Source organism: Microcoleus sp. FACHB-672 (assembly GCF_014695725.1).
In the GTDB taxonomy this organism is placed as follows: Bacteria; Cyanobacteriota; Cyanobacteriia; order Cyanobacteriales; family Oscillatoriaceae; genus FACHB-68.
On the sequence record NZ_JACJOU010000007.1, the window covers coordinates 251,897 to 272,772 of the forward strand.

The following is a 20,876-nucleotide window of genomic DNA, read 5'->3' on the forward strand; positions in this document are numbered from 1 at the left end:
TCTTTCCTCACTCATTCCTCAAAACTCCTTCAGCTCAGCACTTAAGTCAGACATTCCCAAGCTTGAGCCACAACATCGCTGAGCCAGCGTCTTTGCACCTTGTCGAGGAGATTGTCGTCGGCTAGCACCTCAGCCATTAATTGGTCTAAGGATCGACCTTCAGATCGAGTAATTTTAATCACGCCGGCGATGGCAGCCGCGACCAACTCCTCATCGACCGGCTCGGTTTGCATCGCCACAATTTCTTGTTGATTGCTGGGAATGGGATAATTCATGGCAAGTTAAAGCAATTTATTTTGGTTTAAGAAACTAAGAAACTATGAGAACTGTGTAAACTTTTTTTAAGCTGTTTTAATTTCAGTATCCGGAAGTGTAGCGCACTTTGTACCCTTGTCTACTCTGTCTTTAGGTTATTTATCGGAGTTAATACCCCCCAAATGAAAGAAATCCTCTACTTGGAAATTCCAACCCCGGACAGAGATGGGGTAAGACGCTGGTTGCAAGAAGATTTTCAGCCAGGAACTGGGGAGAAACTGCTCACCCCTGACGGCATCCGAGTGCTGTTTTCCCAGAACCAAGGCGGGGAAAGGGGGAGAGGAGAAAAGGGAGAGAGTCAAACCTCTCTCACCGCCTCAACTTTGCCCTCACCAACTGAGGAACTGTCAGTCTTTATTTGGTCGGTACAGCGAACAACGTATTTGAAGGTGTTTCGCTGGGTAGAAAAGCCGGTAGTTCGAGAAAGCCAACTGTTGGAGCATCTGACTGCCGGCCTGAGACAGCAGTTCCCCCATCAATATCCAGAACCGCCGACGGTTGATCTGTCGCAGCAGTCTATCTTTGAGGCACTCGCACCGGCTTACCCACAAACCGTTAAATACTTTCAGAAATTCCCCAATGGTGAATATGACCTCAAGCGCGTCTACTGGTGGGAACAACGCTGGCGGGAGGGGGTGCGGAATCCCCAAAAACCGCGTCAGGTTGTGTTCTCTGGGAAAGAGAGGGACAGAGGAAGAGGAGGAGAACGAGAGCGATCTTCTCCAAACTCTACTTATGACCTAATCTATGTGGGGGGCGCTTTGGGCGTGATCCACGCAGCGGTAATGGCGAAGTTAGGCTACCGGGTGTTGCTACTGGAACGGCTGCCGTTTGGGCGAATGAATCGTGAGTGGAATATTTCCCGCAATGAGATTCAAAGCTTAATAGATTTGGGTTTGTTTACCCCGATTGAGGTAGAAAGTATAATCGCACGGGAATACAAAGATGGGTTTCACAAGTTTTTTGATGCCAATAATCCACCGATAGCAAAAGCGCCGGTTCTTCACACCCCGAAGGTGCTGAATGTAGCGCTGGATGCTGAACATCTGCTGCGCTTGTGTGGGGAAAAACTTAAATCTGCCGACGGTGAGATTTGGGATGAAACCGAGTTTATCCGGGCAGATGTAGAACCGGCTCAAGTTACAGTTCAAACCAAGCATTTGCCCACCGGCAGCGAACGGCAAGCAACAGGTCGTTTGCTGGTGGATGCGATGGGAACCGCTTCTCCCATTGCTTGGCAGCTCAACGGTGGGCGCGCATTTGACAGTGTATGCCCAACCGTAGGTGCAGTGATTGATAGCGGATTTGAGCCAGGGGTGTGGGATTCGCAGTATGGGGATGTGCTGAACACTCATGGGGATATCTCGCGAGGCCGGCAGCTGATTTGGGAGTTATTTCCGGCTGCCGGCGAGGAACTGACGGTTTATTTGTTCCACTACCATCAGGTAAACCCCACAAATCCAGGTTCCTTGCTGGAGATGTACGAGGACTTTTTCACGATTTTGCCAGAGTATCGCCGGTGCGATATGGAGAAGCTGGTTTGGAAAAAGGCAACGTTCGGTTACATTCCCGGCCATTTTAGTATGGGCAGCAGTGATCGCAAAGTGGCAGTGGATCGGCTGATTGCGATAGGCGATGCCGCATCTCTCCAATCTCCCCTTGTCTTCACCGGCTTTGGTTCTTTGGTTCGCAATTTGCCGCGCTTAACTGAACTGCTGGATACTGCACTCAAGCACGATCTCCTCAGTGCCGGTCATTTGAACCAAATTCGCGCCTATCAAAGCAACGTCTCTGTGACTTGGCTGTTTTCTAAAGGCATGATGGTGCCGACGGGTAAATTCATCCGACCCCAGGAGATTAATGCCATCTTGAATACCTTTTTCGGGATTCTATCCCAGCAAAAAGAAGTCGTAGCCGAGACGTTTATTAAAGACCGAGTCGATTGGCTGACGTTTAACCGGCTCGCCCTAGAAGCCGCTTGGAAAAATCCATTCCTTTTAGTATGGATTCTTAATTTTGTCAACCTCAAAGATGTGCTGCGCTGGGGAGGTGCCTACTTAAGCTTTACCCTTGAGTCTCTCAATAGCTGGCTGTGGTGGTGGGTGCCATACTTCAGCCGGCGGGTTCAGCCTTGGCTAGAACCGCGTTATCCTGCGCTTTGGCTGTGGCTCCTGGCTATTAGCTACGCGCTCACAGATGGCTTAGGGCGTCCTCAGAAGAGTGCTCAGCTCTCAGCGATGGGTAGGGAAAGGCAAGTCGCTAAGTGTGAAGGGGAGTTTTTATAGAGTTTAGCCCACTTATTTTTTGGGAATGGGCGGGGATTAGGGGGTGTCTGTTTGCTTCTTGCCATCTCCCCCTGATTTTTCCAAAATTCCCCACGCCCAAGGCTTATTTTTACTTGATTCGGGGAAAGGTTGGCAGGTCAATTGCCGCCAGTGATTGGCGCTTTTTGGGGGGCTGCTGGGGATAAACGATTGGCGATGGCCAATTTGGGAGTGCGGTGTCTGAAGTTCCGCTGGTGGCTGCCGGCTGGGGTTCGGGAGCATCGGAGTTCGGATTGGGTGGGTTGAAGATTAAATTTTGGCCCCGTTCCCGTGCTGGGTGTTCTGCTTCTGGCTTCGCGACTTCTCCAACTTCACTGTTTTGATTAGCAGCCGGTGCGAGTGCCGGCTCTGCTGCGGTAAGGGCAGCCGGTGAGTGGAGATTTGCAAGGGAGGCGGCTGAGTCAATCAATTGGGCTAACTCTTGCCACAGACGAGTTTCGGTGTTATTTGCTGCTGGGCTTGAGTCGTAAGGGTCTGCCGGCTCGCTTGGGGTGCTTAGATAATCATTCACCGGCAGATCGGGGGTTGCGGGTGTAATTAGGGAATCTAAAGGTTGAGAAGTTGCCCGCTCACTCATCTCTGCTCCTGGTGCCACCCAAGGTTTAATGGGATCTGCTTTACTGGCAATGGGCACCGGCGCATCAACGGTTGGATGTTGGAAGTTGAGTTGTTGAGTGAGCGCTTCTATTGTTCTTTCTTGATCTTCCGTTTCCTTGAGTTCTTCTTCCCCTGCGGCGATGATTTCGCTATTGGTGTCTTCCCTCAGCGCAGCTTCTTTCGATGCATTTGAGGACTCAGGCATCTCTAAACATTTTTCTAGGGCGGCTTTTAATTGCAAGGTGTGGCGTTGCTGCCGGTGTAGACGTGCGCGTAAATCCCGGCAGGTGGTTTCTGTTTGCAGAAGCCGGTGAGACTGTTCGCTGTATCGCTGCTGTGTAACGGTGCATTCCCGCTCGATTTGAGCCAGTCGTTGCTGACTGATTTCTAACTGCTCTGACAAGCTATAAATTAATTGTTTCTGGCACTGGGATTCTTGATAGGTGGTTGCGAGTTTGTGAGTCAGCTGGATGATGTGCGCTTGAGCGGCTTCTAAATCTTGGGTTCTTTGGGTTAATAGAGTTTCTTGGGATTGGGAGAGCGTTTGCTGCATCTGCACTGCATTTTGACAGTTATGAAGTGCGTTTTCGACAGAAATTACACGCTGGCTTAGTTCATAGTTGCGCTGGCGAAGTTGTTGAACCAGTGCGATGAGATCGCCAAGATTCGTGATGCCGGCATCACTTTCTGACAAAAATGGTGCGGAAGTGGACCAAGGTGCAATGGCTGTTGTCTGGGGCTGTTCTGCCACGGGTGGCGGTGCCGGTTCCTCAACGGTTTTGCCCTCAATTTCATCGATCCTGATGGCGTTCGGGAAATTAATGGTTAGCCAGTCTTCGGCGTCTTGTTCTGACGGGTTAGCCGGCTCCTCATTCATGTTTGTCCAAGCGGCTGAGGCATCAGTACGTTGGGATGTGAGCGCACGCTCTGGGTCGTTTGCGTCCGGGAAATATGGGTTGTTGGACATATCAGTTTTGCTCATTGATGTGATCCAGAAATTTTAAAATGTTATTTACAGACTTGTGTTACTTTGTCAATAGTTATTCAATATTTAGAGGTTATCACGTACCGCGCATCATTTAAAACCTCTATACTTCTATGCTTACAGCTATTAATAAGTAAGACACAAAATCTAGGCTCTGTGTAAATTTCCTGCCGACACTGTCCGGTTTAAGACTGCTGGAAAGCCCAAATTTCACAGTAAACAGTAAAAATTGTTACAGGAATATCTTCCCTAGCCTAACGTTCCTAGCCCTATCCTTGCGGGACGGCGGGAAATTTACAGCATCTCATTTTGTTAACTTTTGATTATGAATCTAAATTTTCGCTTTGCGGTAGTCAGCGACCCCCACATTGGGCTTCCTCACACGATCTGGGATCATCCTAGCCGCTTTCATCTGGTAGAAGTCAGTATTCCGGCGCTGGAAATAGTCTTCAAGCATCTAGCTAAGCTCGATCTTGATTTTCTGTTGCTACCGGGGGACTTGACACAGCATGGTGAACCGGAGAATCATGCTTGGCTGTCTGATCGGCTCGCTCAACTGCCTTTTCCGGTTTACGTGGTGCCGGGAAATCATGATGTCCCGCAACTGCTGCCCAATGAGCGATCCATTGGTTTGGCAGATTTTCCAAGTTACTATCTGCGGCAAGGTTATGACAACCCCCAACAGCTTTATTACACTCGCGAAATTTTGCCGGGAGTGCGACTGATCAGTTTGAATTCTAACCAGTTTGATGGGGAAGGCAAACAACTGCCTTTCGGGCGTTTGGATGATGAGCAGATGGCGTGGCTGAAAGCGGTTTTAAGTGCTGCTGATGAGCCGGTGGTGATGGTGATGGTGCATCACAATGTTGTAGAGCATCTACCGGGGCAATCGCGCCATTCTTTAGGCCGGCGCTATATGCTGGAGAATGCACCGGCACTGTTAGAATTGCTGCGGCAAGCGGGGGCGCAGTTGGTATTTACCGGCCATTTGCACGTTCAGGATGTTGCGGAAAATCACGGAATCTACGATATCACGACCGGCTCTTTAGTTAGCTACCCGCACCCGTATCGAGTCTTGCAATTTCAAATGGACGGGCAAGGTCAAAAACAGTTGAAAATTGAAACTCATCGGGTGGATGCTGTTCCTGATATGCCGGCGCTGCCACAGCAATCGCGTGAGTGGATGGGTGAGCGCAGTTATCCTTTTATGATGCGACTTTTAACAGAAGCGCCTTTAAATTTACCGCCGGCGCAGGCAGAACCGTTGGTTGCCAGTCTGCGCTATTTTTGGGCAGATATTGCGATGGGCGATGCGATGTTTGATTTCTCTGATTTTCCTTCACCAGTGCGACGATATTTTGAAGCGTTTAGCGCGACTGACAGTATCGACAACCACGCCACGCTCATGCTTTAAATCTGCACTCAGCCAAGATTTTTTTTAGGACACGGGCGGGTTTTGAGCTAAGGTTATTTGTCTAATGGAAAATTTTACTGGCTCAATTCGCCCTTATTAACATTTGTAGAAAAAGTAAGTAAAACCTAAGTGCCGGCAGAACTTCTGGATGCTTCCTAGATTTGCCAAATATTAGGGGAACATCTTGCTCCTTGAAATGACGCCAAGCAGGAAAAATGCAAGCACTTCAAATTTACAAAAATGCGATGCTCCCGAACTTCTCGATTTCTGCAACAATTTTATCAAAACAGATTATTTGCAAAGTTCTTTAAAAACTATAACCTTAACCTCACTCATTTACCAACAGTGAACAGGATGCTTTGATTGGCTTTTAAGGATGCTATTTATTTAGCGTAATGTCTTCTAGTAAATTTTCAAAGGGATAAATTTTAAAAAATAAAATAATATCTCCTTTGACTTGAATTTGTTCAATTTTAAATTGGATTCTTCCTAAGATTGCCGTTGCATTAACATTTGAATCACTTGATGCTAATAAATGTTTAACTGTATTTTCTTTGTAGGTGGGAGCCATATAAGTAATGCCTCCATTGATCACATTACTTAGAGAACCCATTACGCCGTTGAAGAAGATATTCCCGACTTCGCTAAGGGTTTTCATTTTAAGGGCCTCTTGGTCAAGGTTTCGCCGGTCGGGATCGGCGAGCACTTCTACAAGGGTAGCGGCACTATCTGCGGGAAAAATCAGCTGAGCAACCGCCTCAAATTCTCCTCTGACGGCAAGTTCCATTGCGGCGACGTATTCCGTGTTAACGCGTTGCTCTAGTTTTGTTTGCAACTGCTGAGACGACAATATTTCAATCGCAGACATCTGCAAGTGAAGCGGCCATTCTGTCAGATAATTCAACATTGTATTGGAGCGCTCAACGCCGGTGTTGAACAGCTTTTGCAAAGTATTTATCTGCTCAGATGTTGTTTTAATGGTCATTGTCGGGGGTCAATTGTGTGTAGTTAGGAGAGGAAACGCGAGCGCTTGGACAGGGAAAGGATATGGAAAATTCCTCCTTGGAGGGTTGACTATTTACTTTTTATCCTTTTTCAGAGCTGCCGGCAAATCCCAAAGACTGAGGTGTAGCCGTGCAAGAAGGTGCTGCCGCAGACAGGGCCTATTTCGCCATTGCAGAAGAAGCCACTGAGCGGGATGTTTTTGAGATACTGGTTGAACAGTTGGGAGTCAAAATTGGCTTTGCCATAAAGCCCTTCTCCTCGCCCCACACAGGAGAACATTAAAGCGCCGACGCCGGCAGGAAGACCTGTTGAGGAAGCCTGTCTCTGATAGCGTTCTAGGAGCATTTCCAGGTCTTCTGCTGAGGTACGGGCGTCGCGGAGGTGGAATTGAATGCGCTGTCCGGGTCTGACGCGATCCCCAATGGCAATGGCACCGGCTTTGGGGTCTACTCCTAGCAAAGTCCGGATTAAGAAGTCGCCGCGATCAAGTTCTTGTTTAAATTCATCCCGCGCTACCCCAACAAATAGGGAGTTCTGGGCGAGTTGTCGGTCTTCTTCGTTGAGGCTTTGAATCAATTCGCGCAGCACTTCTAAGGGGGTTCGAGATTTAGCGCACCCAATGGCTTGCTCCTCCAGTCCTAGCACGACATTCCGTTCACCGGCACTGACATGGTAAGTTTGGCCAATGGGCCGGCATCCTTGGGCCACGATGGTTTCCATGATGATATTGCCGCTGAGGGCGAGGCCAACAGTGCCATCTCGGTGCAGCCGATAGTTAGAGAACAATCCTATGCCGGACCCAATGCCACTGCCGCTGGCCAAACCCCCAATTTTGGAGGCACCGGGGTAGGCAAAATCAAGTCCTTCGATCAAATCATTAATGCCAGACGTGAAGGGATCTGACAGGAGGATGAATTGAGGCTGATCTGCCGGCTCAACGCCGATGAGATCGACCCAGGTATTTGGGGCGCTATCTAAGTCGGGCAAGTCTTCGTTAGGGATATGAAAGGCCCGGACGGTTACTCCAGGCAAATGCGCTAGAGTCAGACTCAGAGCGGGTTCTCCTTCGATTTCTTGGGTCGTGCTTTGCCGGTTCATGCCGATGATGCCGCCGCCGCCACAGCCAATTAAGGCCGGCACTGATAAATACTCTTGGAGTAAGGGCATTAGCCGGGAATACTCACTGGCAAAGGCCGATGAAATAAATACCAGCCCTAAATCTGCCGGTGCGTCCAACGACTGTTGCGCTTGTTCTACAACTTCTTTGACTGCCGCTTCCAACGAAGAACGGGTTGATAAGGCGTTTGTCCACTTCATCTGGTCTGCCATCGGTTCTACCCTCGGAGAAACTCTCACAGCGTAGGGCTATACCATTTTAAAGTTTAGAATTTAGAGTTGGGACTGGAGTTCAATGGTCTGTTACCTAGGCTAGTTAATAGCTGTAGGATTTGCATTCACTTTTCATCCTTTGTAAATCTAACGCAAAATGGTAAGGTTGAATTCGGGGGCTTCCAAGGATTAAATGGGTTGAACCACACCGAAGAGGAGCGCCAGTGTGAGAAGGATGGCTGCTATACCTCTGCTTTAGTTTAGCCTGCAAGTATATTGCGACTCACAGACTATGGTAGGCTACAGCGGCTCAGGAAGATAGAGTGCCAGAGAAGCGTGCCTGGGTAAAGAAGTGGGAAAATCCGTTCTTAACATGAGTTAACATATTTAATAGAGACAGCACTCAGGTGTAAACTTACTTCGAGGCTCGGTTGACGGCAAAACCTTAAAAAATACAGAGCGATACAGTCTGGCTGCTGTATTCATGTGTCAATAGTGAGTGAGCGCCTATCCAGAATAGAGTTTGAACGTTTGAAAGTTGTAGCCGAAAGGCGAGCGGGCAGAGTAGGTTAGAACGATTGCAAAATCAGCATTCTAGCTTGCTAGCATTTCAGCGTTTTAATGTCTGCTGGGGCAACACCTGAGTGAAATTTCAAGAGCAGTAAATCTTGAAATTCTGCCGATACTAATAGAACGTTGTTGAAACCACCAAATCTATGAGCAACCTCGAGAAACAAATTGAACAAGAGCGCGAACAGGCTCGCGCCGCCTGTGATGTTAATGGCGCAACCTCCGGTGAGTGTGCGGCTGCATGGGATGTCGTTGAAGAACTGCAAGCTGAAGCCTCCCATCAACGTCAAAGTAAGCCGAAGAATTCCCTTGAGAAATACTGTGATGACAACCCTGATGCGGCTGAATGCCGAATCTATGACGAATAAAGTCAGTTGATGCTTTAGGCGAATACTCCGGAAAAGCCGATAACTGGCAAGCAACTGGAATACTGCATAAAAGATTCCAGTTGCTTGTTTTTTGTGCTAGGAGATATTGTGAAAATAAAATGCTAGCCTGGGAATCGGCAATAGATTCCTCTGAGATTGTTTTTTGAATAACTATGCCTGCTGAACCTTGGTTTAAATCGTTAGTTTGGATAGATTACCGGCTGGCGGTTGTATTTACAATTGCAATCCCCTTGATTTTGCTACTTTGGGCATTTGTCCAAAAATCTGAGGCGGTTGTGCGGTTGCTAATTATTTACTGGCGGGTGGCTAGCTTGCTAGCGATTACGCTTTACTTAATGATTGCGTCGATCCCGCTTAGCTTTGTCGCCACGGTAATTGCTCGCGTCTTGATCCCCATATCTTTGTGGTTTTGGGTGGATATTAATGAAGAAATTGACGACCAATCCTCGTCACCTTTGAAGCTGGCTTTTACATCTTGGCGATGGGCGATTACGGTTTACAGTGCTTTGGGTGCGCTATTCCAAATTCCTTTCCTACGTTGTGCAGTAGATAAAACGGCACTGAGTAGCCGGTTTTGTCAAGTTTGGATCGATCCACCGTTGCTGTTTAAACAGTATTTCCACGCGAATACGACAGTCCAGTTTTTAGGCTTTCTAGGTGTTGTCGGTTTGTTGATTTACGTGGTGTCTCTGAGCTACTTTGTGCTGGTCAAGCTAAAATTGCAGGGGCGATCTGCGACGGGTCACTGATTTATCCCTTGTCCTTGGTTGCTTGATAATTGCGAATAGTTATTGAACAGTTAGCAATTAACAGTGGAAATGAACAATTCTATTGAGCAGCGTTTGGAAAAATATACAGCGAAACGACCGCAGGAAGTTCTGATCGTAACGGCTGAAATCGAGGGGGAAGCGGATCAAATTGCGATTTTTAAGGGCTTTTCTAGTTCACTAATGCGCCCTACAGCTTTTGATCCAGAGGTGTCGGTGTTGCCCGATCAAGCAACAATTCTCACGATTGACCGGCTCGCAAGTCCCTATAACCCAAATAACCCCCAATACATCCAGCAAGGGCTATCTTGGGAAACGATGCAGCCGTTGCTATCAGAAGTGGGAGTTTAGGGAATAGGGACTAAGGGCAAGAGCCTAATAACAGAGTGAAGAGGGATGATCATGCCTCTATCCTCTGTTTTTAGTTTCGTTAGGCTTGCACCATGCCGCCGGCAGCTTGAAAGCGGGCGCGAGCGCGCTTCAGTGCTTGCATGGCTTGAATTTGCTCTTGGCGGTTGCCACTCTGGGATTGATTGACGCGGGTTTGGGCTTGGTTATAAGCTGTACGCGCTTCTTCAAGATTGATGGACTCACCCCGCTGTGCGCCATTAACCAGAATGGTGACCTCGTCGTTTTCAACTTCTGCAAAGCCACCCATCAAGGCAATTGCCACCCACTCTTTATCGGGACGGACTCGCATTACGCCGGTATCGAGAGCCGTCAGCAGGGGAGCGTGTCCCGATAAAATACCGAGTTGGCCGGTGGTGCTTGGCAGAATGACTTCTTGAGCGGTGGCATCCCAAACCGTTGTACCGGGCGCAATTACGCGAACTGTTAATGTCATAGGTTAGTTGTCAGTTGTCAGTTGTCAGTTGCGAATGGAACACAGGGGATGGGGCATGGGAAAATTTACCAATGCCCGTACCTTTAGTTGGTGCAGCCATCCCACCGCTTCGCGTCAGCAAGCTAGGGACGTGGAGAATTCCCACATCCTCGCCTTGTGATTACTTGCCTTCGGCTTTCATTTTTTCGGCTTTGGCGATTGCTTCGTTGATGTCGCCAACCAAGTAAAACGCTTGTTCTGGCAGTGCATCGAGTTCACCAGACAGAATCATCTTAAATCCTTTGATGGTGTCTGCGAGCTTGACATATTTGCCAGGAGCGCCGGTGAAGATTTCTGCCACGAAGAAGGGTTGAGACAAGAACCGCTCAATCTTCCGAGCGCGAGCAACCGTGAGCCGGTCGTCTTCAGACAATTCATCTAAGCCCAAGATGGCGATGATATCTTGAAGTTCCTTATAACGTTGCAGGGTTGATTGCACCGTACGAGCCGTGTTGTAGTGATCCTCACCCACAACGCTGGGTTGCAACATGGTGGAGGTGGAATCTAAGGGGTCAACGGCTGGGTAAATCCCTTTGGATGCCAGCGCACGAGACAGCACGGTGGTGGCGTCTAAGTGAGCAAAGGTGGTTGCCGGCGCGGGGTCGGTCAAGTCATCTGCCGGCACGTAAACGGCTTGAATGGAGGTAATGGAACCTTCGGTGGTGGAGGTGATGCGCTCTTGCAATTGACCCATTTCGGTTGCTAGAGTGGGCTGATATCCCACGGCGGAAGGCATCCGGCCTAAGAGTGCGGACACTTCAGAACCGGCTTGCACGAAGCGGAAGATGTTGTCGATGAACAGCAGCACGTCTTGCTTGTTGACATCGCGGAAGTATTCGGCCATTGTCAAAGCAGACAGACCGACGCGCATCCGTGCTCCGGGTGGCTCGTTCATCTGGCCGTAGACGAGGGCAACCTTGGATTCACCGAGGTTTTTTTCGTTAATAACGCCAGATTCTTTAAATTCGTTGTAAAGGTCGTTGCCTTCGCGAGTGCGTTCGCCTACGCCGCCAAATACGGATACGCCGCCGTGTGCTTTGGCGATGTTGTTAATCAGTTCTTGGATAATTACGGTTTTGCCAACACCGGCACCGCCAAACAGACCGATTTTGCCGCCGCGCCGGTAGGGAGCCAACAAGTCTACAACCTTGATGCCGGTTTCAAAAACGGAGGGCTTGGTTTCTAATTCGGTGAATGCTGGGGCGTCACGGTGAATGGGAGAGGTCGCTTCGGTGTTGACCGGCCCTTGATTGTCGATGGGTTCGCCGATGACGTTAAAAATTCGACCTAGGGTGCCGGCACCTACGGGTACGCTGATGGGTGCGCCGGTATCCATTGCTTCCATGCCACGCACCAAGCCGTCGGTGGTTTTCATGGAAACGGCACGCACCTGGTTGTCGCCCAGCAATTGTTGCACTTCACAGGTGACGGAAACTTCATTGCCGGCTGCGTTTTTGCCGGTAACGATCAGCGCGTTGTAGATTTGGGGCATCTTGCCGTTGGGGAATTTAACGTCTACAACGGGTCCAATGATTTGAGTGATGTAGCCTACGTTTGTCTTTTCTGCGGTGGTGACCATGCTCGCGCCTTTTTGTGTTTAGCTATTTCAGATACGGTCGGAAATTTTTACGGAGCGTTACAATTGCCATTGTTCAGATTACCACTGATGGGGATCGGGGTGATCTTTCCTCACAACATCCTTTTGGGCGATTTTTGGATGTGTGTTCGGGTTGGCATTCTCGCTATGCGTGATTAATTATATATGAATATAGCTACTTGGTATTTAAATAATTATTTTTTATTCAACCACCGATGATAGCGTAGCGTGCCGTTAAGCCTAGGCATAGGCATACACAGATAAGTTAATGGTTGCAGTGATAAACGAATTGATGGTTCTGCGCTTTTGCAAGAGGGTCAATAACTGCTCTGACTACTGGATCTAAAGGGTTGAGCTGCTACAGTTACTTTTTGCTAGAGCTATTAATGGCTGCTTCTAGGCGAGTTGCTAAGGCAACGATATCATCTTTTCTGGCTATTTGAGCGACCCATTCTTTGGGGATATTTTCTAAGCCGTAGTAGATGCCGGCAAGACCGCCGGTGACGGCTGCGGTGGTATCGGTATCTTCGCCCAAATTCACAGCTTTTAGCACAGATTCGGCATAGGAAGAAGTATTTAATAAACACCACAAAGCCGCTTCTAGGGTGTGAATCACATATCCAGTTGAGTGAATCTCATCAATTGACAGTGTCTCTATGTTACCGCTGAAGACTCGGTGAAAATGAGAGTTAATTTCTCGGACGGTTACAGGTTGCGTATAAATTGATTTAATATTTTTGATGCCTTGCAGATAAGCAGATTTAGGATCTAATCTTTTTAATAAATTTATGGCAATACTGGTATAAATTCCGCAGGCTATTTGTGACCGACAATGTCCGTGAGTAATTCGAGAAACTTGATGAACTCGCTCAATTAATTCTGAAAAGCTGAGATTTTTATAATAAAATGATAGGGGAAGAATTCGCATCAATGAACCATTGCCATTATTTGATGCACTCGTGAGGCCGGCATTGAGAGGCAGGACGCCTCGTTGTAAGTTTGTAATTGCTTGTCTGGTGGTGTTGCCAACGTCAAAAACTTCCCCGTAAGGCGTCCAGTAACCTTCGCTGTACCACCAGCCGAAAGCATCGCCTATTGCCTCTAAAGAAAAGCCGGCACACAGAGAGTTTGCTAAGCAAAATGTCAGGGAACTATCATCTGACCAAGTGCCGGGTGGTTGGTTATAAGTGCCATAGCCGGTCATTTCTGTCACCGGCATCTTAACCCTTTCAGCACGGCTGGTAAATTCCACCGGCACCCCCAAGGCATCGCCCACACATAAACCCATTAAACCCGACAAGATTTTTGATGTGGGTTGCATTTTTACACCTGCCTTAATATGAACTGGTATTGCGTAATCGAGCCTCGTGATGACTCGCCGCTATCACCTTAACCGATAATTAGAAAACTTTAATCGCAAGTTCATCCCAATGCAAAGCCCCCCAGCGAGAGACTGGAGGGCTTGTCAATTGCTAAGATTTAAACCATCATCAGAGCAACTAAGCAGCGATGCCGATGCTAGCTATTGATGGAAAAGAGTCAATCAAGAATCGATAAGATGCACCCTGAAACGAACACCACTCCCTCAAAGAGGGGTGCCGATAAAAAACACACAGATAACCTCTTTTATTAATGCATTATCTGTAAGCTTAGCGGAAGAGGGCAAGATCCCCCAAGGACTGTCACCCTTTACTGAGGCGTAACAGTCTTTGGAAGGATAACTAACTGAAGATATTTTTTACACAGCAGCGTCACTTTAGCCGACTAATCTTGAAAAGTCTGATTTAACATTTCCTGAAGCTGTTGTTCGAGAGAACTCAATCATTGTGTGGGACTGTTCTGTTTCTTGAGGAATCAGATTCTGAAAAAGACCCAAAAAACTCACCTTTTTTCTACTTGTTGCAAGCTGCCGTAAAACTGACTCCACTCAGCACCCACTGGACTGAATGAGGCAAAGTTTGCAGGATTTTGCCAGAAGTATAGCAAGCACAGCAGTCCGAACAAAGAGGCAAAATCACGAAATTCTTTTAACATAGCTTTCTCCCTGGCAGACTCATCAGGGAACGAGTTCACTCCAGTGTTGTAGATAGTGTGACAGGATTTATTGCCGGTTACAATCTTCCCTAAGTATTGCCTTGAATAGCGCGTAGAAGCTCTAAGGTCATATCCCCGGAAGTATGGGCAATCACCTTTAGGAAATCAGCGTTTTGTGTAAAGGTTTTGGGTAATTCGGCTGGAAGCAAGATCATGCTGAACCCATAGAGAAAACGAAATCTAATAAAATATTTCTTTGACTTTCTAATTTTGATTTTAACATTTAAGATGTCAACATGGTAAAGTTAGCTAAAAAAATCGCAGTATTAAAGTTATCGTAAAAATTAATTAATTAGATTAAAATCGGCAGACTAACGCAGATGTAGAGTTCTGTCCCTAAAAGCAAGATAGCCAGAATAATTTTCATCTTCCTAACCCTGCTTCTGGCTTAACGTCAACAGGGGTTCCTAACCTGGAATATCATAATTTGCTGTTAAACAGTTGGAAGCTGTAGTTTTGGCTCCTAGTTTGAGCTTTTGCGCCGGCTTCACGACACTTCCTTTTTAGTCTTTTTTCCATCAAAATCCTAAAGATATCTCCTCAGGTAGATGTCTATGAGAAAGATATGTCGCTAAAAGCATGGGTGTAATTTCATCTAAATTTTAAATTTTATGAGACAAAGTGCTTCTTTATGGATTGAACGTTTAGCGCGGTTTGGTTATGCGGCTAAAGGAATCGTCTATGCAATTGTTGGCTTACTAGCGCTACAGGCGGCGATGGGCACAGGTGGCAAAACGACTGATACACAAGGCGCTTTAGAGGCAATTGTGACGCAACCGTTTGGAAAATTTTTGCTGAGTTTAGTGGCTATTGGACTACTCAGCTATGCGATATGGCGTTTTGTGGAAGCGCTAAAAGATCCAGAGAATAAAGGTACAGACGCGAAGGGACTTGCATCGCGTGCGGGAGCTGCAGTTAGCGGCCTGATTTATACCGGCTTAGCCTTGAGCGCTGTTAAAATCGTTCTCGGTTCAAGAAGTGCCGGCGGAGACAATTCCACAGCAGACTCGACGGCCCGTTTAATGGCGCAGCCGTTCGGTCAGTGGCTAGTGGGAACCGTGGGAGCAATTATACTTGGGGTGGGTTTCTATCACTTCTATAAAGCTTATAGCGCCAAATTCCGTAAGGAACTCAAGTTAAGCCAGATGAGCAACACACAGGAAACTTGGGCAATACGGTTGGGTAGATTTGGTCTGGCTGCACGGGGTGTTGTTTTAAGCATCACCGGCATCTTTTTGCTCCAAGCAGCACGTCAATCTGACCCCAACCAAGCGCAAGGATTGAGCGGCGCACTCGATGCACTTGCACAACAGCCTTATGGGCCTTGGCTTTTGGGGATCGTGGCGCTTGGTCTGATGGCTTATGGAACTTATATGGGAGTACAAGCTCGTTTTCGTCGAATTGTTACAGGTTAAAAAATTAAAATTAACCGATTAAGAACCTATCTGCCGGCTGATTAAAATCCCATCAGATCAATGCTACAGAAAATGTCTTGACTCTGGTGGGAATGAGCGTAAAAGCCGTCATAAAACCTGACTTTATCAGGACTTACGCAGTGAGTTAAATAAGCCAGAGAAGTCTTATCCCTATCTCCCTCCCAATCCTTTTCAGAATTGAAATGCGTAAGTCCTAAGTCAGTTTAACTTGCTTGGTATTTAGCGTCTTCTACGCTGGCGGGCTTCTGCACTATTACCAATTTCGCGACGAATTTGGGTGAGGGACGCACCCTCGCCTAACTCGCGTTTCCAAGTTTTCATGCCTTTACGATCAGCATCTCGACCCAGCACTTCTCGATAGAGGCGATTGATCGCATCCTCCGCTTCTCGGCTGTCAGCAACTCTTTCGCGAACATCACGCAGACTCGCACCACCGGCAAGCGCATTAACCCAAGTTCTGGTGCCGCGAGAATCAGCATTTCGCCCCAGCACGTCTCGATAAATATCTTCGATCCTGTTCTCAGCTTCATCGCTACGGGCGATCTCCTCGCGGATGTCTTGAAGCGTCGCACCATTTTCTAACTCTCTGGCCCAAGTTCTGAGTCCCCGATAATCAGCATCTCGACCCAGTACATCTTTATAAATCCTGTTAATCGCGTCGTAAACTTGCCGGTCATCGCTGCTGCTTTGAGCGATCAAAGCCGGACTGTTCACGGCGCACGTTTGGCAGTCCTGACTCGCCAGCATCCCATTAAAGTTTACGGCATTTGCTGCTTTCACCGGCCCTGCTAAACTCATGGTGAAGAGTAGCGCTGCACTTGCCAGAATTTCGCCTTTCATCTTGCTTGCCTCCAACCCCTTCATAAGACTGTCAATCGTCTCTAACATATTCAATCCTGTTTCACAAGTCTCTGACATCCCGCGCCTGGTTAATCCTAACGGGTGAGACTAAGGCTTCGTGTTTAGAGACCCCGATAAAGTAGACGGAGCATTAGATGGGAAGTGGCCGAAAGTACAATGATTTTTTATAATTTCTGTATCTGCCCCTAAACAGACTGGAGTGAAACGCCCCAAAGCTGATAGTCGTCCAGCAGAAACAGGTTAATAAGCTTGATTACACCCAGCATTTACCGCTCGTAATTCTCGCAAATTACTTCCTTTGCTTTCAAAGAATTTGATTGCGTAAGATATGCAGCTACAAACAGCCTAAAAAAATATTACTACTGCTTCTTTTTGACATAGCTTTTTAATATAAAAATATTTTAATTGCTCAATTTTGCTTTGCTTAGAGCTTCCATAATTTTAAAACTTATAGTTAATAATATTAGCCAAGTTTTTGAAAAACCTTCTTTAATTTACAATTTAATTTTTTGGTAGTCTGTCCAGGTCTGTCCTAATCTCCAAGTAGCGCGGCTCTCTTTTTTTATCAATAATTTCTTGGATGTGACGAACTTTTCTGCTGCCATCAGCAAAAATCAGCTCTCACGATGATTAGGTTGACTGTGAGCCGCAACACACTGCTGCGAATGGTGCCTAGAATGCCCTTACCATTAGTCGGTTTTCTCGAAACTCTTAAAGCTGGCGAATTGCGAGGTGAGCAGTTCGGCGATAAGGGCCATTTAGCTGTTCTCGAAGGTCTGCAAAATTCTTGGGTTTGAAACTTATTTTTGGGGAGGAATAAGCGATTTAAACTCTTGAGTGTTGTTCTCAACTAATTCATCAAATTTGAAGGGGAGGTAGATTGAATATCCATTAGGAAACTGGGTATCAAGCATTTTAATTTCATTGGGAGATTGCTGCTGCTTCTTAAGCACCGGCACCACACTTGCCCTAATTTCATTGAGCGACTGCTGTTGCTGTTTAACAATTTGAGTCAGTTCTTTAAGCTGTTGAGCCTGCAAGGAGTCAATTTTTTCATGCAGCAGCTCAACGTTTTGTGCAGATTGACGATTCACTTTGTGGTCATATTCATTTTTTTCGCGCTCTATATCAGACTGCCGGTTTTGACTCATCAACACAATCGGTGCAGTGTAGGCTGAGGCAAAGGAAAAGACCAAGTTGAGCAGGATGAACGGTTGTTCGTCCCAGTGAGGCACTCCAGGCATCATGTTCATCCCAACCCACCCAGCTAGGATGCTAGTTTGTACAGTCAGAAATCCCCAAGATCCCACTTTAGCTGCAAGCGCATCGGCAAGGCGCTGTCCTGGGGTCGATTTGTCATTTTCTAGCGGTAACTGTTCTATCTTTGATGGCTTTTTTTGTGAAGGAGTAGATGTTTTCATTTGTTTGACTTCAACACGGTTTGACACTGATTTCTGTGGATTCATGTTGCACCTCTTGACTCTGGGTTGCCTGTAATAAATCTGGATTAATTTCTTGCTCTCAATCCCGACTGATTTCAGAATAATGCCTTCCAACCAATAAAATCAAATATTCTTATTTTTAATAACGATAAATAAAAGTGATTAAGCGACTGACCCAGAAACAACAAGGCTCGCAGCGCTGCTAGAAGCGTCAATTAACGCCTGAAATCTATATATGCTCAACTTTCTATATAAACGCTACTGCTTTTAATCTTTGAGATCAGACAATTAATAAAACAAAGTGATTAATCACAAAAGAAACAATATTTGATTTTATGGAATTGGAGTCATAAAGTGAAATTATCGTTACGAACTAAATGCTTGCTGAGGGCCAGTCCAGTTTGGCAAGTACAACCAACCTGAGCGATTCCCCGCTAACAAGCGCGGTTGTTGACTCAGCAGTTACAGATAGAACCCGATGCTAGCTAATAACCCCCTAGCATCCTGATTAAGGAGAGATAGAAATGAGCGGATTTATCACTGCAATCCCCACCGGCATCACAGCTTTCACAGCCACCAATCTTGACGATCTAGCGATCCTGACACTGTTATTCTCCCAGGTGAATGCAACCTTTCGCCGGCGACACATTGTGATGGGTCAGTATCTGGGTTTCAGCACCCTAGTCGTTGCCAGCTTAACCGGCTTCTTGGGAGGCTTGGTCTTGCCATCCCATTGGATTGGACTTCTGGGTTTTGCACCAATTGCTGTTGGGCTGAACAGTTTGTTAAATCCAGACAGTGATTCGCCAGAGGAGATGCAGGAGGAAACAGATTTAGATAAATCTTTTCCCTTCGCTCGTTTTCTATCTCCCCACACCTTTAGCGTGGCATCTATTACCATCGCCAATGGTAGCGACAATATCAGTATCTATATGCCATTGTTTGCCAACAGTGCCCTAGAAAGCTTGCTGGGGATCATTGGAGTCTTTCTGTCACTGGTTGGGGTTTGGTGCTACGCAACTTATAAGTTGGCTTCTCAACCAGCAGTCGCCGATGTGCTAACCCGCTACGGCAACCATCTCGTTCCCTTTGTCTTGATTGGCTTAGGTGTGTTTATTGTCCTCGACAGTGCTTCGCTCACTCCGATAGCGTTGGCAGCTAGTTGCTTGTGTTTGGCTGGACTGGTCAAACTGTATGCCATGAGTGGGCTGTTGCTGGAAGCAAAAGAAAATTGAGTCGGGCGGCAATATTTTTCTAAAAAGACGTTGTAATCGTGAAAAGGAGAAACATCATGAAACTCTTCAAAATGGCTTTAGTAGCCCTAGTCCTTCTAGTCAATCTGGTGATTGTCCAACCTTCTTGGGCTAACCCGAACTTGACTAAAACTCCTGACTATACAGAGGTTAATCAAACGATTGATAACCTTTTGCAGACAAAGGACAACCCGAATCAATCTGAGTATGCCCCAGAGGAAATTGAGCGACAACTGGGCGAGTTGAAACTGCAAAAGTACATCTTGGAAACAGCAAACGATTGGGCGCAGTGCAGCAATGAGACAGGAAAAACCTTGGCTGTCTACGCTCATAAACCTAAGAAAGCCGCCCAGGAAAGCACCCTTTACTTCCTTGGAAATGGTAAAACCACAGATGATGATTGGAACTGTGATGGCGTTTACGTTCCAAGTGGAGCCAAAGTTGGTGGTTTGACTTCTGTGGACGCAGCAGAACTTTCGGAACCGCTAGCGCTCAAAGTCGTGAGTGGAACTCAGCTAGTGGCTAAGACGAATCCAAACACCGGCGCTGTTGAGTTCAATATTGAGCCGGCCAAAGTTTTCAAAGCTGGTGAGGGCACTTGGTCAATTCCGGCTTTGTCACAAGCTGATATTGATGCGAAGCTTCCTAACGCACCAATTGAGGACTAAACCCACAGTTGTTTAGCTGTTGAGTGCCAAATTGCTTCTCTAATTGTCAAATGACTGACAGCTTAGATTAATAAGACTTTCAAAAAAAATCTCTTTGGGATTAAACATATTCCCAAAGAGATTTTTTTTAGTAGTTGCTCAGTTCAAAAATAGTAAGGTTTTTTATATTCAAGAATATTAGAACTGTTAGCTTCTTTCTGTTTCTACTCAAGATGCTGAGGATAACAGTGTGTCTGCGAGACAAATAGTTTGACACTCGACCACAGCGCCCATCAGTCAGGTACAACAGGACTCATTGGGCTAAGAGGGGCTGCGAATGCAAAATAGATCACCCCAGTTCCTAGAAGGATCACAGCAAGACTGAGCAGGATTACCCAGCGGTCTGCCGGCTCATAAGTATCTTCCTCGATGTCGCGGCGCACGGCAAAATAGTGGCCGGCTGAGAGCAACACCGTCATTAGACCCACTAAAGAAAACACTAAACCCAACTTCCAGCCATTGCCGGGACCAGGCAAAAGAGGCGTCTGGAAAGTGCGAAGGCGCACAATGACGACGCCAAAACCCATCAGGGCAATTGCAGTCCGCATCCATGCCAGGTAGGTGCGCTCATTTGCTTGATGTTCCCGCACCCGTGACGGATTCAGTCGCCTTGGCTTGTCTGCATCTACTTTGGGGGATTTAAACAGTAAATGCATCGATTACATCCTTATCTCTAACTTTAAATGTAAAAATTAAATAAGCTAGAAAGCCTTTATAAACACTTCATTTTATAGGATTATGATGGCTAAATTAACTAAAATCACCATCCTAAAAATAACTTTTAATAATCTTATATTTTTATTAATATAGCTAGTTATTTCTAATATTTTTTTATTATTTAACTCTAAATCTTAGAGACAATTAGCTATTTGAAAATATTAAAAATTAGAATAAGTCGAGAGTTCGCT

General features: G+C 46.7%; 20 protein-coding genes. 9 read left to right on the forward strand and 11 right to left on the reverse strand.

Annotation, left to right across the window (positions count from 1 at the left end; translation table 11 throughout):
* Positions 1-41: 41 nt before the first annotated feature.
* On the reverse strand, positions 42-275 hold the full coding sequence (locus tag H6F56_RS04750; RefSeq protein WP_190665691.1) for a hypothetical protein: 234 nt from the start codon (positions 273-275) through the stop codon (positions 42-44).
* Between the two features lie 162 nt (positions 276-437).
* Here H6F56_RS04750 and H6F56_RS04755 point away from each other — a divergent pair, with 162 nt between their 5' ends.
* A complete protein-coding gene (locus H6F56_RS04755) occupies positions 438-2,600 on the forward strand; it encodes an NAD(P)/FAD-dependent oxidoreductase (RefSeq protein ID WP_190665692.1) in 2,163 nt (720 codons plus the stop codon).
* A gap of 109 nt (positions 2,601-2,709) precedes the next feature.
* Here the strand turns inward: H6F56_RS04755 and H6F56_RS04760 are convergent, their stop codons facing one another.
* Complete coding sequence (locus H6F56_RS04760) at positions 2,710-4,203, reverse strand: hypothetical protein (protein ID WP_190665693.1); 1,494 nt, start codon at positions 4,201-4,203, stop codon at positions 2,710-2,712.
* Between the two features lie 343 nt (positions 4,204-4,546).
* On the opposite strand from H6F56_RS04760, the gene H6F56_RS04765 reads away from it, so the two are divergent.
* Entirely contained in the window at positions 4,547-5,635 is a 1,089-nt protein-coding gene (locus H6F56_RS04765; protein WP_190665694.1) for a metallophosphoesterase family protein, read from the forward strand.
* A gap of 379 nt (positions 5,636-6,014) precedes the next feature.
* On the opposite strand, the gene H6F56_RS04770 is transcribed toward H6F56_RS04765, so the two are convergent.
* Complete coding sequence (locus tag H6F56_RS04770) at positions 6,015-6,620, reverse strand: hypothetical protein (RefSeq protein ID WP_190665695.1); 606 nt, start codon at positions 6,618-6,620, stop codon at positions 6,015-6,017.
* Between the two features lie 110 nt (positions 6,621-6,730).
* Positions 6,731-7,957, reverse strand: coding sequence for an FIST signal transduction protein (locus H6F56_RS04775; protein WP_323797582.1), 1,227 nt, complete (start codon positions 7,955-7,957; stop codon positions 6,731-6,733).
* 728 nt (positions 7,958-8,685) lie between these two features.
* On the opposite strand from H6F56_RS04775, the gene H6F56_RS04780 reads away from it, so the two are divergent.
* The 3 genes from H6F56_RS04780 (at position 8,686) to H6F56_RS04790 (ending at position 10,046) form a co-directional block, all read left to right on the forward strand.
* On the forward strand, positions 8,686-8,907 hold the full coding sequence (locus H6F56_RS04780; protein ID WP_190665697.1) for a Calvin cycle protein CP12: 222 nt from the start codon (positions 8,686-8,688) through the stop codon (positions 8,905-8,907).
* Between the two features lie 173 nt (positions 8,908-9,080).
* Positions 9,081-9,677 (forward strand): DUF3177 family protein, encoded by a 597-nt coding sequence (locus tag H6F56_RS04785; protein ID WP_190665698.1) that lies wholly within the window; start codon positions 9,081-9,083, stop codon positions 9,675-9,677.
* A gap of 69 nt (positions 9,678-9,746) precedes the next feature.
* A complete protein-coding gene (locus H6F56_RS04790; RefSeq protein ID WP_190665699.1) occupies positions 9,747-10,046 on the forward strand; it encodes a hypothetical protein in 300 nt (99 codons plus the stop codon).
* Between the two features lie 79 nt (positions 10,047-10,125).
* Here the strand turns inward: H6F56_RS04790 and atpC are convergent, their stop codons facing one another.
* The 4 genes from atpC to H6F56_RS04810 form a co-directional block, all read right to left on the reverse strand.
* Positions 10,126-10,539 (reverse strand): ATP synthase F1 subunit epsilon, encoded by a 414-nt coding sequence (gene atpC, locus H6F56_RS04795; RefSeq protein WP_190665700.1) that lies wholly within the window; start codon positions 10,537-10,539, stop codon positions 10,126-10,128.
* 160 nt (positions 10,540-10,699) lie between these two features.
* On the reverse strand, positions 10,700-12,157 hold the full coding sequence (gene atpD / locus H6F56_RS04800; protein ID WP_190665701.1) for a F0F1 ATP synthase subunit beta: 1,458 nt from the start codon (positions 12,155-12,157) through the stop codon (positions 10,700-10,702).
* Between the two features lie 382 nt (positions 12,158-12,539).
* Positions 12,540-13,496, reverse strand: a complete 957-nt coding sequence (locus H6F56_RS04805; protein WP_190665702.1) for an ADP-ribosylglycohydrolase family protein — start codon at positions 13,494-13,496, stop codon at positions 12,540-12,542.
* Between the two features lie 560 nt (positions 13,497-14,056).
* The gene (locus tag H6F56_RS04810; protein ID WP_190665703.1) at positions 14,057-14,209 is read right to left on the reverse strand and encodes a hypothetical protein; all 153 of its coding nucleotides are present in this window, start codon (positions 14,207-14,209) and stop codon (positions 14,057-14,059) included.
* Positions 14,210-14,880: 671 nt separating this feature from the next.
* On the opposite strand from H6F56_RS04810, the gene H6F56_RS04815 reads away from it, so the two are divergent.
* On the forward strand, positions 14,881-15,684 hold the full coding sequence (locus H6F56_RS04815) for a DUF1206 domain-containing protein (RefSeq protein WP_190665704.1): 804 nt from the start codon (positions 14,881-14,883) through the stop codon (positions 15,682-15,684).
* Positions 15,685-15,924: 240 nt separating this feature from the next.
* Here the strand turns inward: H6F56_RS04815 and H6F56_RS04820 are convergent, their stop codons facing one another.
* The gene (locus tag H6F56_RS04820) at positions 15,925-16,593 is read right to left on the reverse strand and encodes a DUF4214 domain-containing protein (protein ID WP_190665705.1); all 669 of its coding nucleotides are present in this window, start codon (positions 16,591-16,593) and stop codon (positions 15,925-15,927) included.
* A 599-nt stretch (positions 16,594-17,192) separates the two neighbouring features.
* Here H6F56_RS04820 and H6F56_RS04825 point away from each other — a divergent pair.
* Entirely contained in the window at positions 17,193-17,363 is a 171-nt protein-coding gene (locus H6F56_RS04825) for a hypothetical protein (RefSeq protein WP_190665706.1), read from the forward strand.
* 3 nt (positions 17,364-17,366) lie between these two features.
* On the opposite strand, the gene H6F56_RS04830 is transcribed toward H6F56_RS04825, so the two are convergent.
* Positions 17,367-17,987, reverse strand: a complete 621-nt coding sequence (locus H6F56_RS04830) for a DUF1003 domain-containing protein (protein WP_242031860.1) — start codon at positions 17,985-17,987, stop codon at positions 17,367-17,369.
* A 545-nt stretch (positions 17,988-18,532) separates the two neighbouring features.
* On the opposite strand from H6F56_RS04830, the gene H6F56_RS04835 reads away from it, so the two are divergent.
* Both H6F56_RS04835 and H6F56_RS04840 read left to right on the forward strand, forming a co-directional pair.
* Complete coding sequence (locus tag H6F56_RS04835) at positions 18,533-19,243, forward strand: cadmium resistance transporter (RefSeq protein WP_190665708.1); 711 nt, start codon at positions 18,533-18,535, stop codon at positions 19,241-19,243.
* A 56-nt stretch (positions 19,244-19,299) separates the two neighbouring features.
* Positions 19,300-19,929, forward strand: a complete 630-nt coding sequence (locus H6F56_RS04840) for a hypothetical protein (protein WP_190665709.1) — start codon at positions 19,300-19,302, stop codon at positions 19,927-19,929.
* Between the two features lie 272 nt (positions 19,930-20,201).
* On the opposite strand, the gene H6F56_RS04845 is transcribed toward H6F56_RS04840, so the two are convergent.
* Entirely contained in the window at positions 20,202-20,624 is a 423-nt protein-coding gene (locus tag H6F56_RS04845; RefSeq protein ID WP_190665710.1) for a YidH family protein, read from the reverse strand.
* Positions 20,625-20,876: the final 252 nt, after the last annotated feature.